18 protein-coding genes are annotated in these 14,074 nt (G+C 45.8%); 7 read left to right on the plus strand and 11 right to left on the minus strand.

Annotated elements, in window-relative coordinates; all coding sequences use genetic code 11:
• The 3 genes from ACFS25_RS26250 to ACFS25_RS26260 form a co-directional block, all read right to left on the minus strand.
• Positions 1 to 592: hypothetical protein (locus ACFS25_RS26250; protein WP_381507145.1), on the minus strand; the 592-nt coding region annotated here is incomplete at its 3' end.
• 719 nt (positions 593 to 1,311) lie between these two features.
• Positions 1,312 to 2,298, minus strand: coding sequence for a lipid A deacylase LpxR family protein (locus ACFS25_RS26255; RefSeq protein ID WP_381507147.1), 987 nt, complete (start codon positions 2,296 to 2,298; stop codon positions 1,312 to 1,314).
• A gap of 78 nt (positions 2,299 to 2,376) precedes the next feature.
• The gene (locus tag ACFS25_RS26260) at positions 2,377 to 2,532 is read right to left on the minus strand and encodes a hypothetical protein (RefSeq protein ID WP_381507150.1); all 156 of its coding nucleotides are present in this window, start codon (positions 2,530 to 2,532) and stop codon (positions 2,377 to 2,379) included.
• Between the two features lie 140 nt (positions 2,533 to 2,672).
• Here ACFS25_RS26260 and ACFS25_RS26265 point away from each other — a divergent pair, with 140 nt between their 5' ends.
• Both ACFS25_RS26265 and ACFS25_RS26270 read left to right on the plus strand, forming a co-directional pair.
• Complete coding sequence (locus ACFS25_RS26265) at positions 2,673 to 2,993, plus strand: metalloregulator ArsR/SmtB family transcription factor (protein WP_381507153.1); 321 nt, start codon at positions 2,673 to 2,675, stop codon at positions 2,991 to 2,993.
• Entirely contained in the window at positions 2,990 to 3,529 is a 540-nt protein-coding gene (locus ACFS25_RS26270; protein ID WP_381507156.1) for an SRPBCC family protein, read from the plus strand. Before ACFS25_RS26265 ends, ACFS25_RS26270 begins: the two co-directional genes overlap by 4 nt.
• 220 nt (positions 3,530 to 3,749) lie before the next feature.
• Here ACFS25_RS26270 and ACFS25_RS26275 read toward each other — a convergent pair whose 3' ends face one another.
• The 4 genes from ACFS25_RS26275 to ACFS25_RS26290 form a co-directional block, all read right to left on the minus strand.
• Positions 3,750 to 4,163, minus strand: a complete 414-nt coding sequence (locus ACFS25_RS26275) for a response regulator (protein WP_381507159.1) — start codon at positions 4,161 to 4,163, stop codon at positions 3,750 to 3,752.
• Between the two features lie 413 nt (positions 4,164 to 4,576).
• Positions 4,577 to 5,950 (minus strand): sensor histidine kinase, encoded by a 1,374-nt coding sequence (locus tag ACFS25_RS26280; protein ID WP_381507162.1) that lies wholly within the window; start codon positions 5,948 to 5,950, stop codon positions 4,577 to 4,579.
• 336 nt (positions 5,951 to 6,286) lie between these two features.
• Positions 6,287 to 7,195: a helix-turn-helix domain-containing protein gene (locus ACFS25_RS26285; RefSeq protein ID WP_381507165.1), complete on the minus strand. Its 909-nt coding sequence runs from the start codon at positions 7,193 to 7,195 to the stop codon at positions 6,287 to 6,289.
• 128 nt (positions 7,196 to 7,323) lie between these two features.
• Positions 7,324 to 8,088 carry an SDR family NAD(P)-dependent oxidoreductase gene (locus tag ACFS25_RS26290; protein WP_381507168.1) on the minus strand — a complete coding sequence of 255 codons (765 nt, stop codon included), beginning with the start codon at positions 8,086 to 8,088 and terminating at the stop codon, positions 7,324 to 7,326.
• A 339-nt stretch (positions 8,089 to 8,427) separates the two neighbouring features.
• On the opposite strand from ACFS25_RS26290, the gene ACFS25_RS26295 reads away from it, so the two are divergent.
• Positions 8,428 to 9,156, plus strand: a complete 729-nt coding sequence (locus ACFS25_RS26295) for a DUF72 domain-containing protein (RefSeq protein ID WP_381507171.1) — start codon at positions 8,428 to 8,430, stop codon at positions 9,154 to 9,156.
• 116 nt (positions 9,157 to 9,272) lie between these two features.
• Here ACFS25_RS26295 and ACFS25_RS26300 read toward each other — a convergent pair whose 3' ends face one another.
• Positions 9,273 to 9,512: a hypothetical protein gene (locus tag ACFS25_RS26300; RefSeq protein ID WP_381507174.1), complete on the minus strand. Its 240-nt coding sequence runs from the start codon at positions 9,510 to 9,512 to the stop codon at positions 9,273 to 9,275.
• 450 nt (positions 9,513 to 9,962) lie between these two features.
• Here ACFS25_RS26300 and ACFS25_RS26305 point away from each other — a divergent pair, with 450 nt between their 5' ends.
• Positions 9,963 to 10,394, plus strand: coding sequence for a response regulator (locus tag ACFS25_RS26305; protein WP_381507176.1), 432 nt, complete (start codon positions 9,963 to 9,965; stop codon positions 10,392 to 10,394).
• Positions 10,395 to 10,630: 236 nt separating this feature from the next.
• Here ACFS25_RS26305 and ACFS25_RS26310 read toward each other — a convergent pair whose 3' ends face one another.
• On the minus strand, positions 10,631 to 10,834 hold the full coding sequence (locus ACFS25_RS26310) for a hypothetical protein (protein WP_381507179.1): 204 nt from the start codon (positions 10,832 to 10,834) through the stop codon (positions 10,631 to 10,633).
• A 121-nt stretch (positions 10,835 to 10,955) separates the two neighbouring features.
• Here ACFS25_RS26310 and ACFS25_RS26315 point away from each other — a divergent pair, with 121 nt between their 5' ends.
• On the plus strand, positions 10,956 to 11,114 hold the full coding sequence (locus tag ACFS25_RS26315; protein ID WP_381507182.1) for a hypothetical protein: 159 nt from the start codon (positions 10,956 to 10,958) through the stop codon (positions 11,112 to 11,114).
• Positions 11,115 to 11,160: 46 nt separating this feature from the next.
• Positions 11,161 to 11,469, plus strand: coding sequence for a dihydrofolate reductase family protein (locus tag ACFS25_RS26320; protein WP_381507185.1), 309 nt, complete (start codon positions 11,161 to 11,163; stop codon positions 11,467 to 11,469).
• A gap of 473 nt (positions 11,470 to 11,942) precedes the next feature.
• Here ACFS25_RS26320 and ACFS25_RS26325 read toward each other — a convergent pair whose 3' ends face one another.
• Both ACFS25_RS26325 and ACFS25_RS26330 read right to left on the minus strand, forming a co-directional pair.
• The gene (locus tag ACFS25_RS26325) at positions 11,943 to 12,395 is read right to left on the minus strand and encodes an RES family NAD+ phosphorylase (protein ID WP_381507188.1); all 453 of its coding nucleotides are present in this window, start codon (positions 12,393 to 12,395) and stop codon (positions 11,943 to 11,945) included.
• 3 nt (positions 12,396 to 12,398) lie between these two features.
• Entirely contained in the window at positions 12,399 to 12,830 is a 432-nt protein-coding gene (locus ACFS25_RS26330) for an antitoxin Xre/MbcA/ParS toxin-binding domain-containing protein (protein ID WP_381507191.1), read from the minus strand.
• 221 nt (positions 12,831 to 13,051) lie between these two features.
• Between ACFS25_RS26330 and ACFS25_RS26335 the strand changes: the two genes are divergently transcribed.
• The gene (locus ACFS25_RS26335; RefSeq protein ID WP_381507194.1) at positions 13,052 to 14,038 is read left to right on the plus strand and encodes a helix-turn-helix transcriptional regulator; all 987 of its coding nucleotides are present in this window, start codon (positions 13,052 to 13,054) and stop codon (positions 14,036 to 14,038) included.
• Positions 14,039 to 14,074: the final 36 nt, after the last annotated feature.

A 14,074-nucleotide genomic window follows, 5' to 3' on the forward strand; every position in this document is an offset into this window, starting at 1 on the left:
CGGCAGCCCCCCCGCGTCCGTTGGACAGCCACAGGGAGTAGGTGGTGCCGGGCTGCAGGGTGGGGGGCAGGGTGAGGCTGAGCTGGTAGGCATCGCTGGCGGGCAGGTTGATGGTGGCCTGCAGGGTGGGCCCGCCGTTGGTGGGTATTAGGCGGACCAGGGGGGTGGCCCCGCTCAGGAGCAGGTTGCGGCCGAAGACGCGCAGGGTACCGCCGGGGGGTGCCTGGGGGGAGTCCAGGTGGAAGCCGGTGGCCTGGTTGATCAGGACGGCGGGGCTGCGCTGGCCGGCGTCCTCGATCCAGACCTGGAAGAGGTCCTGGCTGAGGGTGGTGGGGATGCGGGCGGTGAGGTGGTTGAGGGTCTGGGTGAGGATGGGCAGAGGGACGGGGGTGGTGCTGGTGCCGGCCAGCAGGAAGGCGTTGGCGTTGGCGGTGAAGTTGCCCTGCAGGCTGATGGCCTGTCCGGGCAGGGTGGCGGGGGGGGCGTTGAAGATGCGGGGTTGGGCCAGGGCGGTGGGCCGGCCGGCGCCAGCCAAAAGCAGGCTAAGTACTACGTAAAATAGACGATAAGGGACAAATGGGATTGTTAACATTTTAATATATTCCGGATATATATAGTTAAAGAAATAATAAGATATTTTACCTGGTACGCAACTTATTTTATCAATACGTGTTGATCATTTAATATTACAAATAAATTAAGATTTACCAAGGCTTGAGAAGCTGTTTGAGTTAATCTTAATTGGATTATAAAAGCGGCTTTTCCGGTAGCCTTACTGATGCGTGAATAAGTCTATAACAGTTGCGCTTTGTTAGTGATATGGCAAAACACAAACAAGTAGATTTCGAAGTGTTCCTCCGAAGCTGTGTTGAATTGGATCAAGCAGGCTGGAGTCGGATCGATTACGCTTATCATCAATAGTATTTGTAAGGAGTTCTATTATATAAAATGGTTAGGCTATGGCCTCAGATTTAGGAACCGTTAAGATGTCATTATATAAGGCTTCTTCAAATCGAAAATAAATCACCAGTTTGGGGCTATTCTGCACCCTCTGATTCGTTTTTCAACCATTATTGGCCAAGATGACAATTTCATAAGGTTAGCCAGTGAACCGACGTATACACCCAGAAGATCTCCAAATCTCTCCCTACAAAGAAGTGATTTAAACACTTACATTTCAGTAGGTCTGCGCAAAATAACCAGCCCCAGGGTGACCGATATTAACGATGTGCTACTCGATAGGTACAACGAACAAATAAATCGTTATGCCACCCCTGGTGAGTGAAGTTCCCTTGTTCACAATGCCAGTATCTAGTGGGAAAACGGATTGAAAGATATGCCGATTTTCACCCCGCCCCATCGGTGAGCCAGACCCGTTTCAAATTCTCTGCTAAGCACCGACTGATAATATTCCAGATACAGGTTTTTGTAACTAAACACGGCGCCAACGTTCGCCTGGAAAGTAGTACGCGTCAGTTGGTCGGCTGTAATCACGTACGGGCTACTCCGATTGAAGAGGCCGCCTTGCAGGCTAGCATCGTAGGCCACTACACTGACTAAGGGTTGGGCATACACATACAGTTGCAGCGGCAACTGCCGATTGGTCGGGGTAGGACCGAAGGGTGAATTGAACCTACCCGCCATCACTACAACCCCCGTTTGCAACCGATCCGCGAATGTGCCAACCTGGGCCTGAGCCGTAGCACTGACCGACAGCGCATGACGATAGGTATAGAGTTGTTTTTCGTAAGTGAGGGCATAATTCAAGATCACGTCGTTGCGAATCTGATGTTGCCAGCCGTGGGGTTCGATCCCGTTTGTGAGCCGATGAAGCGCGGCCTGTATTTCGCCCCCAAACGCAACCGGCCCAATCATACCCGTACTCAGCTGCGACGACACTCTGATTCGGCGCAACGTATCAGTAGATATACTGAATGTTTTGAGCAGAATACAGCCCGCAAACGGACGGTCGCCGATCAAAATGGCATTGCTTTGGATACTAGTCGGAGTAAATCCGAAGTGCTCGAAGGCCAGCCCGTACTGTACTTGATTGCCGGTGGCTTTAACGAGTAGTTTGGTAAGCGGATTTTTTCGGAGCGCCGGATTGACGACTTCCAGATTGTAGCCTTGAGTATAGTAATAGTCCGTGGCCGTGAAGAAGTCGTTGTCGTAGTGTAGGCGGATGAAATTACCCTGGCCTATTTGTCGAAATGAGGCTGTATTGTCAATACGTTGCGCTAAGCCCAACCCGGAGACCAAGCTGCCTAAAAGGGCCAAAAAGGGTTTTATCTTCTGCATGCTAAGCCATCTACGACTATTCTGTGGTTGCGGATTGACGTGTGCTTTAACTCGGGTGTAGATTCCCATTTTGAACGCTCAGACACTGAACAACTGTCGTACATCGAAATTCGCATTGGCGACTACCAGCACGAAGCAGACAGTATCGATAATAACCAGGATCATGCGATTGCTGGAACGTACGGCTACTACTTTGGGTAATTGGTTAACATCCATCCACCTAGTGATTTCCATTTTTGGTAATCTGCCAGAAGAATACACCGGATTTGGGGGAGGCAGGCCAACTAATAAAACTTTTACCTAGATAAATTTGCGCAACCATTTAGTTGCACGTATATTTGCAACCAGTTAGTTGCATTTGATCAGTCAACACTATGAAACGAGATGTTTTCCAGGCGATTGCCGATCCAACCAGGCGAGCCATTCTGGTCTTACTGGCTGTTCAAGCCATGACGCCCAACGCGATTGCGGAGCATTTTATCAGCACCCGACAAGCTATTTCCAAACATATTCACATTCTGGTTGAGTGTGAACTCCTCAGCCAACAACAGCAGGGCCGGGAGATTTACTACCATTTCAATCCGACTAACGTACAGGAGGTAGACAAGTGGCTTCAACAGCTCAAAGACCTGGTTGAAAAACGCTTTACCCAATTAGATGACGTATTAACTAAACTCAAAACCCAACAGAAATGAATAAGGCCATCTTGATGAACTTTGTCGTTGATAAGGATAGTAAACAAATCAGGGTAGAACGCCAATTTGACGCCCCGCTTCCTATGGTGTGGGCAGCCTGGACCCAAAGCGAACTACTTGACCAATGGTGGGCTCCCAAACCCTGGAAGGCCAGAACAAAATCATTGGAGTTTAGGCTTGGCGGATCATGGCTCTATGCTATGATTAGTCCGAAAGGGGAAGAACACTGGTCGAAAGGCGACTATAAACAAATTGTACCCCTGGGAAGATTTTCGGTACTTGACGGGTTTTGCGATGAAAACGGGACGATCAACCCCGATATGCCCCAATCATTGTGGGACAACACGTTTACGGAAAAAGGAAATTCTACCCTCGTTACTATTGTCATCACGTATGACCAACTCGCTGACCTGGAGAAAATTATTGACATGGGCTTCAAGGAAGGCTTTACGGCTGGAATGGAAAACCTTGACCTATATCTAAGCACCAATTTAACCGTCGAAAACGGAATAAAACCACTAATCGGTCACAAGTGATTATGTGTTTAAGCTTCTTTGGAAAAACTGAAGAAGCTTAAACTTTTATGAAACAGTGTTTACCGATGAATTCACTGTTGAGGGCCTCAAAAGCTTTAGAGGACAGCAGTAACACCAGCCGCGAGCGAATCTAATAAAACTACTTCTTCATACCAAACTTCTACAGTCAAATGCATCAAGTCCAACCCTAGTATACTAACGTACATCCCTATCACTAAGACTATAACTTTGCTTTAGCGGCAACATGATCGCTGACCGTAGAAACTACTGATTGCAACTGATCCAGATTGATGGGCTTAATTAAATGGTCAGTAGCTCCCAACCTCATGTAGGCTTCTCGTTCCTGGTCGTTTACCTGAGACGATAGCATAATCATACAGGCTTGCTCACAACTGGGGTGAAGCAGTATCGTGCTTAACCACTTCGTTTCTTCGCCCCGGGGTACAACTCCATCCATGACCAAGGCTACAGGTCTGGACTTCCCCAGAGACGTGGCCGAAAGAAAAGCCGGGACCGATGTAAACCATTGAAGTTCCAGGTGAGAGGCCCAGGATTGAAAACCGTGTTGCCAAAATACGTAATCATCTTCATCCTCGTCTAGTAAAGCGACCCAGGGTTTGTTGGCTTCCATCATTTATTTGCCAATCCATTAATGGGGATAGACAACTATATAATCTGCCTTGGGTAAATTTGTTTAACCACTTTGTTTCATAAACCTCAGTGCGTGCCCTTACCCGAGGCTAGGAGACAGGGTGAAAACGAGTTTTTGGAGATCATGTGGGTCATCGGCGAACGGTTCGCATAGCACCCATTTTGGTAGCTTCACCCGTTCTTTTTTCAACCGTCAGTCGCTTGGTATTGGTATTAACTACGTTTTCTGATGTGAATAAACTAAGCTGAGTACTTGTTACTCTCGTCGTCTTCCACCTTGATGCGCCCTTCGGTGGGCGGGCAAATCACCGTTGTCAGTAATTTACGGTTGCCACAAATGGATTTTACTATTTTAAAGCTAATGGCTGGTATGTTTCTGGAAATAGAGGTTGCTTTTCAATCTAAAGAGTGAGCAGCGGCAGCCATAACAGGAAAGTAGACGTGAAAGGCGGCACCATGACCGGGCTGGCTGATTGCAGTAATGGCTCCTCCATGATTGATAGCAACTTTTTCACAGATGGCCAACCCGATGCCCGTACCCGGATATGTGCTCTTTCCGTGCAAGCGCTGAAACACCTGAAACACACGATCCAAATACTTCTCGTCAAACCCGATGCCGTTGTCGCTCACCTCAATCCGATGGTACAGCTCCGTCTTTCGGGCAGGCTTAATTAAGGAAGGTAGTTCTGTGGCCGGCATCGTTTGGACACTGACCCTGATCTGGAGCGGTACATCCAGCCGGCGAAATTTTAAGGCATTACTAAGCAGGTTTTGAAAGAGCTTCTCTAACTGCCCCCTGTTACCTTGCACAACAGGCAACGTGTCAATGTCCAGTTGGGCAGTTGATTCGCGGATTGACACGTCTAAATCCTGCAAGGCGGTAGCAATAACTTGGTTTAACGAAACGGGTAAAGCCGCTTCCTGTCGGGTAGTAATTCGGGAGTAGGTCAATAAATCTTTAATCAGAATAGACATCCGATTCGCGGCCATTTGCATACGCGTTAGCAGGTCAACATCGTCGCCTAATTCAGTTGCCCGTTTGGTTTGTAGCATATCCCCAAAAGACTGAATTTTCCGCAATGGCTCCTGTAGATCATGACTGGCGATGTAGGCAAACTGTTCCAGATTCTCATTCGAGCGTTGAAGATCATGAACGGTTTGCTGCAATTCGTGGGTACGCACCTGCACTTGCTGCTCTAATTCATCCGACAAATTCCGGTAGCGGGTTTCGCGTAATTCAAGGTGCTGTCTGGCCAACACTTGCTCGGCTATCGCCTGTTGACTCTGTTCGAGTGCTTCTATATGCCGTAAATGAAAAGCGATCAGATCGGCGAACAAGGTGAACAGGCCAATAATCTTGGGATTTTCGAGCTGGGCAGGGTGGGGATCGATAGCGCAAAGCGTACCAAAAAATTCGCCGGTTTTGAGAATAATGGGGAAAGAAATATAGCTCTGAAAGCCGTACATCAATGGGGTGGGATGATTACAGAACGTTTCGTTCTCCCGTACATGATCGATGATTACGGCTTGATGACTATCTCGAATTGCATTGCAAATCGTTGTTTCTACAGTTAATTCCCCCCCTGGCACTAGCCCGAACTGGATATCATCACGAACACTACAGACAATCCACCTGTCCTGAGTCACCCGAGCAACTGCCGCAAAGCCCATTCCCGTTGTCTGGCACACGACATCAAGCAGCGTAGTGATCAAGGGTATTTTCTGTACCCGGTCAATATCCTTGGCAAAATCAACGTCTGTGAAAGTCATTCTATGGGGAATGTTGGTAGACAAGGTCAAATATACCCATTCTGATACTGTGCATGATGGTTATACGACTAATGTCCACAAGGGTTATCTTTTGCCTGTCTTGTTGTTCAACAAACGTAGTGGTCGAACAAGTACCTGATTGTACTATTTGGGGCTCTTACACTCCGCTCCAATACGGTCTGCCGTTGCTGGTCCGCGCTGTTTTTTGTCGCACCTCTTCCTGCGAGTTTAGACAGCATTAAGTGCGTACAACACCTATAATGCTGGCACAGGGAAGCGAATCATAGAGCACACATATCCAGTGATTTAAGTGAGCGTGTGAAGAGAAATAGTGCATCATGCCCGGAATGTCAGTGGCGCAAAAGAGGTTTGCTTTTTGAAATAATTGGAAAAATGCGCCACATCATCAAAACCCAACGCATAAGCAATTTCAGCCACGCTCCAGTTGGTTTGCTTGAGTAATATTTTGGCCTCTTGTATCAGTCGCTTACTGATGAATTCAGTTGTGGTGCTGCCGGTTGCCTCTTTGAGCACCTTGTTAAGATGATTTACGTGTACGGCAAGGCGGTCGGCATAATCCTTTGGAGCACGTAAACTCAATCGTTGATGAGCCGAATCGAGGGGGAACTGCCGCTCCAGTAGTTCGATAAATAAAGAGGATATGCGCTGCGAAGCGTTCTGGGACGTGCTCAATGCCGACATGGGCTGAAGCTTTTGCCCATAATGAATCAACTCCATGACTAAGTTGGGTAGCAGATCATACTTATATTTATAATCGGAGCTCAGTTCCTTAAGCATTTTCCGGAAAATATAGTCAATCTCGCTAACTTCCTGCGGTGAAAGCTGAAAAACCGGCAACTGCCCCGGCTGAAACAGGGGCAGCTCCTCCAGGACGGTACCCGACTTTTGCGGAGCCAGGAAATCGGTCGTAAAGATGCAAAACATGCCGGTTTGATTACTGTCCTCTGGCAACCAGTGGTAAGGAATCTTAGGCGTAGCGAATAGCAACGCATTTTCCTGTATGTTGATCACTTTGTCGGCGTACTCCGCCCTGCTTTTGCCTCGAAGCCAGCTTATTTTATAGTAGGCTCTGCGGCTGTAAGGCATAGTCCGTTTACCTGTCGCTTTATCAAACAGCTTCTCGGTTTCAAATACATTGACGTGTCCTATCTCCCGGCTAATGCCTTCGGGAAGAGGAGCCGCATTGCGCTGATAAAACTCATCCAGTGAGGAATGCGTGTACATGGGCGTTTGTAAAAATCAACGTTACTATATTAAATATGTGTGCTAGTGAAGATAGGCAGGAAGTTAGCTCAAAGCCAAAAGCAGGTATCGGTCCATACCTGCTTTTGGCTTTGAGTAGCCTTACCGCTTTACACCTGCATACCACCCGAAGCTTCTATTCGCTGGCCGTTAACCCATCGTGCATCTTCGGAACATAAAAAGGCCACCACACCGCCAATGTCCTCCGCTACACCTGGCCTGCCCAAGGCTGTCAAGTTGCTTATAAACTGTTGCAATTGTTCGTTCTCTCTAAGGTGACCTCCGCCAAAGTCTGTCAGTATGGCACCGGGAGCGACAACATTGGCCCTGATTTTCCGTGCACCCAACTCGTTGGCCAGGTAGCGGGTAAATACTTCAACCGCCCCTTTCATTGACGCATACACTGATGAATTTGGCACAGCTATACGGGTTAAGCCGCTGGATATATTCACAATACCACCACCATCATTCATTAGGGGCAATAACTTCTGTGTCAAGAAGTAAACTCCTTTGAAGTGGATGTTCAGCAGTTCATCAAACATCTCCTCGGTTACGTCGCTAACAGGGGAGTAACCGCCAATACCTGCGTTATTAACCAGAAAATCAATGTGATCAGTGTTAAACTTACTACTCAAGGTATCCTTCAGTCGATTGACAAATGAATCAAAGCCCTTAATGTCGCCGGTATTGAGTTGAAGTGCTGCCGCTTTTTGTGCACTTTGTTCAATCTGGGCTACTACATTTTGTGCCTCTTGTGCCTGGCTGTTGTAAGTCAGAATGACGTCTATACCCTTTTCGGCAAGCCGTAAGGCCATATCTTTTCCTAATCCACGACTACCACCGGTAACCAGAGCTAGCTTACTTTTCTTTTCCATTTTGCGTTGTTTTTCGTTAGGCAAAGTTGGAGAGGAAACGCAGTTTCCTGTTTGTAAGCATCAATCCGTTATTTGCAAAATTCAAATTATTTAGCGCAATCCGTGTTTCTGGCAGTGAAGTTTATCTTGAGTTGCCAATTAAGGTGCTAAGTCCATAATCTTCTCCCATTGCCTGTCATTGATTTCGCGCACTCTGCAAATTTACCATTCTGCCATTCAGGAGATAACGTCTGGTAGACTATAGCTGATAGCCCAAAACTTGAGCGGTAGTGTGCTGATGGACCGGCCAAGAAGTTTAATTGACAACAAAGGCAAGACGTTTAAGTTAAGTAAGCCAGTATGAACAGCAAGATACAAATTGGCACTTGTGGAATCAGCAGCACTAAAGCAGCGTATGCTACGCTATTTTCCTGTGTCGAGATTCAGCAAACCTTTTATCAGCCTCCCCAACTTAGCACCTTGGAACGATGGCGAAACGAAGTGCCAACCGACTTTGAGTTCACTATAAAAGCCTGGCAACTCATTACCCACCCCGCCAAAAGTCCAACCTATAAACGGTTGAAACGAAGCCTCTCGGAGGTTGAGCGCGCAGGGGTTGGTTATTTTAAACCCACCTCTATTGTTGACGAAGCCTGGCAAGTTACCCTAAGTTGTGCCCAGGTATTGAAGGCAAAAACCGTTCTGTTTCAGTGTCCAGCCAGTTTTACCCAGAAGCCTGAGCATATTAGCCATTTGGTTGACTTCTTCTCCCGCATTGACCGGAAGGGCCTGACCTTTTGTTGGGAACCTCGTGGCACTTGGGACAAGCCTGTGATTAACGATTTATGTAAAGACCTTCAATTATGGCATGTCGTTGATCCGTTTACCAGTGCGACCGTAACTCCGGAACACAGTTACTTTCGGCTTCATGGCCGACAAGGTTGGCGTTATAAGTATGAGTCCTCTGAATTAGCCGACTTAACCGAGTTGCTACCAACCGATAAGCCTGCATATGTTTTCTTCAACAATAGTCACATGAAAGCAGATGCGTTGTTATTCAAACAACTTCTGGAAGCAGCACCTCGTTAATTGTAGTGCCCACCGCTGTTGTTTAGCAACCCTTAATATAGTTACCCTCTTCAAGTCCGAGTACTGGGTAATCCAGTGGTGGCGGTGATGGCCCGTCCTGAAAAGCATGGACCGTTTTATCCGTTCGAAGCTGTTATTAGCAGATCATGGCCCTTGGTATTCAACGCCCAATCCTGGCGATCAGCGATCCAGTGGAATAGCAACTCTCGTTCACAAGCTTTTCCAAAATCATCGGTGACGGTAAATTTAACGGCATAATGATGATGCTGGCCATCTTGGTTAGAGGGGAGTTGCCCAAAGGCCTCGACCAATTCGTCTAAGCTAACTTCTAAGTTGATCAGGGATTGCGTGTTCATTTTCATGGCAGCCGTGTTTTTGTTGGTATGTTCAGTTAATCAACAAGCCAGAAGCGGGGTAGTTTGAAGATAACCAAGTATGCACAGCTGACAAGAAGCCAGACTATAGGTCTACCAGGCAAGTATATCAAAATTCGCAGCTTTATAGTATGGGTAAATACTGTGGGGTTGAGCCTACAGCATTGGGTAAAAATCTCACCTTTTTTTCAATATTAATAAATTTTATAAGAGATAAAATGCTGAATATCAGAATTTTATCTTAATGGCATTCACTTTGGCATAATTTTGGTAAATGGGTGAGTAGATGAGTTTTTAATCTTCAGTTGTTCGCTGCTTGTAAAAGCGGCTCTACCATAGATCGATTACCTTTTTACTCAACGTTAAGACATTAAAAGATTTGAAAGCTCGGTTTTTAACCGGGCTTTTGTTTTACCTCTCTGACTATCTGCCATGAGTATGGACGAATACCCGATCCTTTTCATCGATGCTGATGAAGATGACCACACTATCTTTAAACAGGCTCTGGCGGAATTAGCCATACCTAACCCCGTGCTCGTCTTTTCGAATGCACAAACTGCTCTGGACTACCTGATAGCGACCCAAGAGTTACCTTTTTTGATTATTTCCGAGATCAGTATGCCGGGCATGAACGGGTTGGAGTTACGCCGGCAAATTGAGCAAGATCCCAACTTACGGCGAAAATCTACTCCATTTATTTTTATGACGCATCCCGTTGTAGACTACTTGGTTGACGAAGCCTACGAGTTAACAATCCAGGGGTTATTTGAAAAAAAGACTGCGTTCCAGGACTGGAAAAACCAGTTAGGAGCCATTATCGCTTACTGGAATGAGTGTAAGCATCCTAAACGCTTTGCCCGTTAAATTACCCTTCTGTAAGCAGGCTGATTTAAGGATCAAGGGGTTATATCTTGTCCTGTGCTACTAGCTGGTCTGAATGAATTAGAGGGCTAAATGCCTAATAATGCCAGTTATCCGTACATAGGCCGAGTCTTCTCTCAACAACTCATAACTGGTTGCTGGTTAACCAGCTAGATCAGTCATTTTACATATATCATAGCCTCGCTGGCACTGTCGAAGTTGATTTCTTAGCAATTTGCTTACAGGATTACTTTGTTGATTCGAAAAGCAATGTGTGGGTACTTTTTCGAGAGAAACGCCAGACGCGTCTCGGCTTCTTCCAGACTCAATTGCTCGGCTGAATCAAACACGGGCGAAAGTGTTCCGCTCGAGTCATCAAACTCCTTTACCGTAATCCAAACTCCCTGGATTGGGGCAATAAACTGAACCTGATAATAAACCATTGCCTGATTGATCTAACGTCTACATGGACTTACTTTATAAGGCTTCAATAGGGTCCTTTAAGCCTTGTAAATATAAGAGTTTTGAGAAAAATAATCGTCGGATCATTCATTACATGGAGTCATGCAAGCTGCTGGCGGACCCGAGGAGGATTTCAACTATGGCGGTTGGAACGCTCCGTATTACGATGAAGCGCTGGATCATATTGCGGAAAAACAAAAGCAACCGGCTAAGGGCCTTCTTTTGGGCAGAAAAACTTTGAGATTTTTGCTTCCTTCTTGAACATGAAGACATTTGGCCTGGCATTAATGATGTTACAAAGTACGTTATGAGTAACACGCTGGAAAAGTCAGATTGGAAAAATTCAGTTTTTCTGAAGAGCGAAGATGATATCAAAAAGCTCAAAAAATCGGAAGGTTCTGCTATTCAAATCCACGGTAGCGGTAACCTGGTCCAGACACTGTTTAAACATGATCTGGTCGATGAACTATGGCTTCTAATTCATCCGTTGATGCTCGGCACCGGAAAGAAACTCTTCGACGACGGTACGATTCCGGCGACATTCACCCTACTAGAGAGTTCGGTAATACCAAGCGGAAGTGATTGCTGCTCATTATATGCGGGCTGGAGACGTTAAGGCAGGAACTATGGGAGGTTGAGAGAAACAAGAAAATATAATTGTTTCATCAGGATGAATGGCGACCCAATACCGTGCCCGCGCCGTACTACCTTGATTTGCTCCCGTAACGAGTGCTATTAATTGTCCTTCGGTAACTTGTTCACGTTGATTTTCCATACGTTTTTTGCCTTACTAATACAGCAGCAAAGACGGGGGCTTATCAAGGGGTGTTTGTAGTTTAATCAAGAAGATTTGTAGTCAAAACAAGGTACCATTTAGGAGGAATCCTTGAGAGATGAATAAGACTTATCGAGCCTTGGTTTTAGCCCGTTCTAAATCGGATAAGAAGGGGTGAAATTCTGGAGTAATGATCACTATAAATTAGCGTTTTTACCATTCATTCCTCCGGGCTGGTTATCAAAATACCCTTACAAGCGTACCCAAACCTTTACTGGCTGAAGCACCTACCAAAAGCGACAGATCCGGCTACTTTATAAAAGTCTTGAATCCCAAAAATAATCCTCTATCCGCACCAACTGGATTTTTCGGTCAAACTCAGGGTGTTCGGTATTGATGATATAATTGTATTCGTAGACGATGATCGCCGAAGGAACTTTAAGCACTACAGTTTCCTGGCTGTTGTACCAGGTCGAACCAATTTTTTGCAGAGCAGAATAACCTGCCAAGGTTCGCCAATTGGCGGGAAGATCGTTTACCTGTACCTGTTTGATCAAGTAATCATCATCCGCGATGGAAATAACCATTACTTTATACATCGAGGCAGGCTGGATAGACCCTCGGTGAACGACTAACTCTAAGGATGATAAGGAACGGGATGAGCCGGTATAAATAACCTGCTGGCCTTTCGTATTCCATCTATTGGCACTACCTGACGAACTTAATGTACTGGCATGGATTTCTTTACTGATTCGAAATACCTCCATAGGTTATACATTATCTCCATATTCCATGGCCGTTAACCGATCGTCCACGAACTTCACGCCTGTCACCGTATTTAAGTAAGAATTAGGGCTTTTGTTGTCGAAATAAAAGTTTTTCCGGTTCAGCCACTGGTCAAATTCTTTAACCGAGCCAAATACCCCAATGCCATGTTTGATTAAGGACAAAAGCAGCAAAACCTGTTCCTTGACGTTTTCCTTAAAGGTATTTTGCGGCTTTTTGTATTCTCGAAATGTTTTGACACTAATATTGAGCCAATCCGATATGATGTCATCATTAAAATCGGTTAAGGTTTTAATGGCATTTACATACTGCCAGTTAATGTCCTTTGTATAGAGAAAGGAAAGGATTTCGCTGTCATTGATGTGCCCAGGCACATCTCGAAGAATAAGGCTCTCGGCCGATGCTACTCGTCTCATGTTGATTGATGTTTGAATCAATAACGTAAATTTAGGCAATTTTACCTTTGTTGAGAGGAATATTTTCTCTTTAGGCTAATTTGCAGGTATACATGTTCTTGGAAGAACAGGTGCGTACATTGGGATTGCGGTAGCATATTTGCAGTGAGTCTTTTTCATTAGCTTAGCATATGTATTTTCTCATTCAGTGTGTGCTTTGCGACAAGCGTCGTTAACGAACTATGGAATTTGAGTTTGCAGTCAATTCGGGATTTAATTTTTTAACCAGTTTTGGGGAGAAATTTGGCATTCCGGTTCACAGTGACACTTTAAGTATGCCGGCTACACTGGGCAAAGGATACGTCAGAAAGATTGATCTGGACCCTGAGTTTAAATTGCTCATTCATCAGTATACGTTAAAGGAAGAATTTGTTCTCAAACGACTGCCTGCGGATAAAATCTATGATTTAGTGAGCATCATTTTTCATAGTAACGAAGCACTGGCTAATCTGTCTACGGACACCCAGGAGCAGCCCGTTCAACTTGCTAAAAGTACCGAGTTCGCTATCCAGATTGCTTCGTCGGACTTAGCATCTGTCATTCGTTTTCCTGCCCATACGGCCATCAATTTTATGGTCATTGGGGTTACGGCGGCCCGTCTGAAAAGCTTGTTAGGTATTCAAAATCCTAACCCCGTCATCCAAACAATTCTGAGTGGGTCGCCTGGTTTTCTGTTCTACGAAAGCATAAGCCCGGACGTGCAGAAAACGCTTAATCAGATAACCAATGCCCGCCAAAAGGGTGAACTGAGTGACTTGTATTACCGCATCAAAGTACAGGAACTGCTGTTTGGGGTCTTTGAACAACTACTCAAGCGTGACCAGGTTCGCCATAGCCCGATTTATAAAGACGATATTGACAAATTGTTCATCGTTCGAACGGCTGTCTTATCGGATCTGGGGCAACCGCCCCACTTAGCTCAGCTGGCCAAACTGATCGGCATGAGTGAAACAAAATTGAAAGATCTCTTCAGGCAGGTGTTTGGAGACAGTGTCTATACGTATTACCAGAAAGCCCGAATGGAAGAAGCGGCATTTCTGTTGAAGCAGGGTGGCTACTCCGTTACGGATGTCGGTAATCAACTCGGCTTTACCAATTTGAGCCATTTCAGTCGGCTATTCGAGAAACATTACGGCGTTAAACCCAAGAAGTACGCTTCCGGCGGATAGGACTATTTATCCGTCTTTTCGGCCTATTTAAGGCGC

The sequence above is a fragment of the Spirosoma flavum genome (assembly GCF_042686045.1).
Taxonomy (GTDB): domain Bacteria; phylum Bacteroidota; class Bacteroidia; order Cytophagales; family Spirosomataceae; genus Spirosoma; species Spirosoma flavum.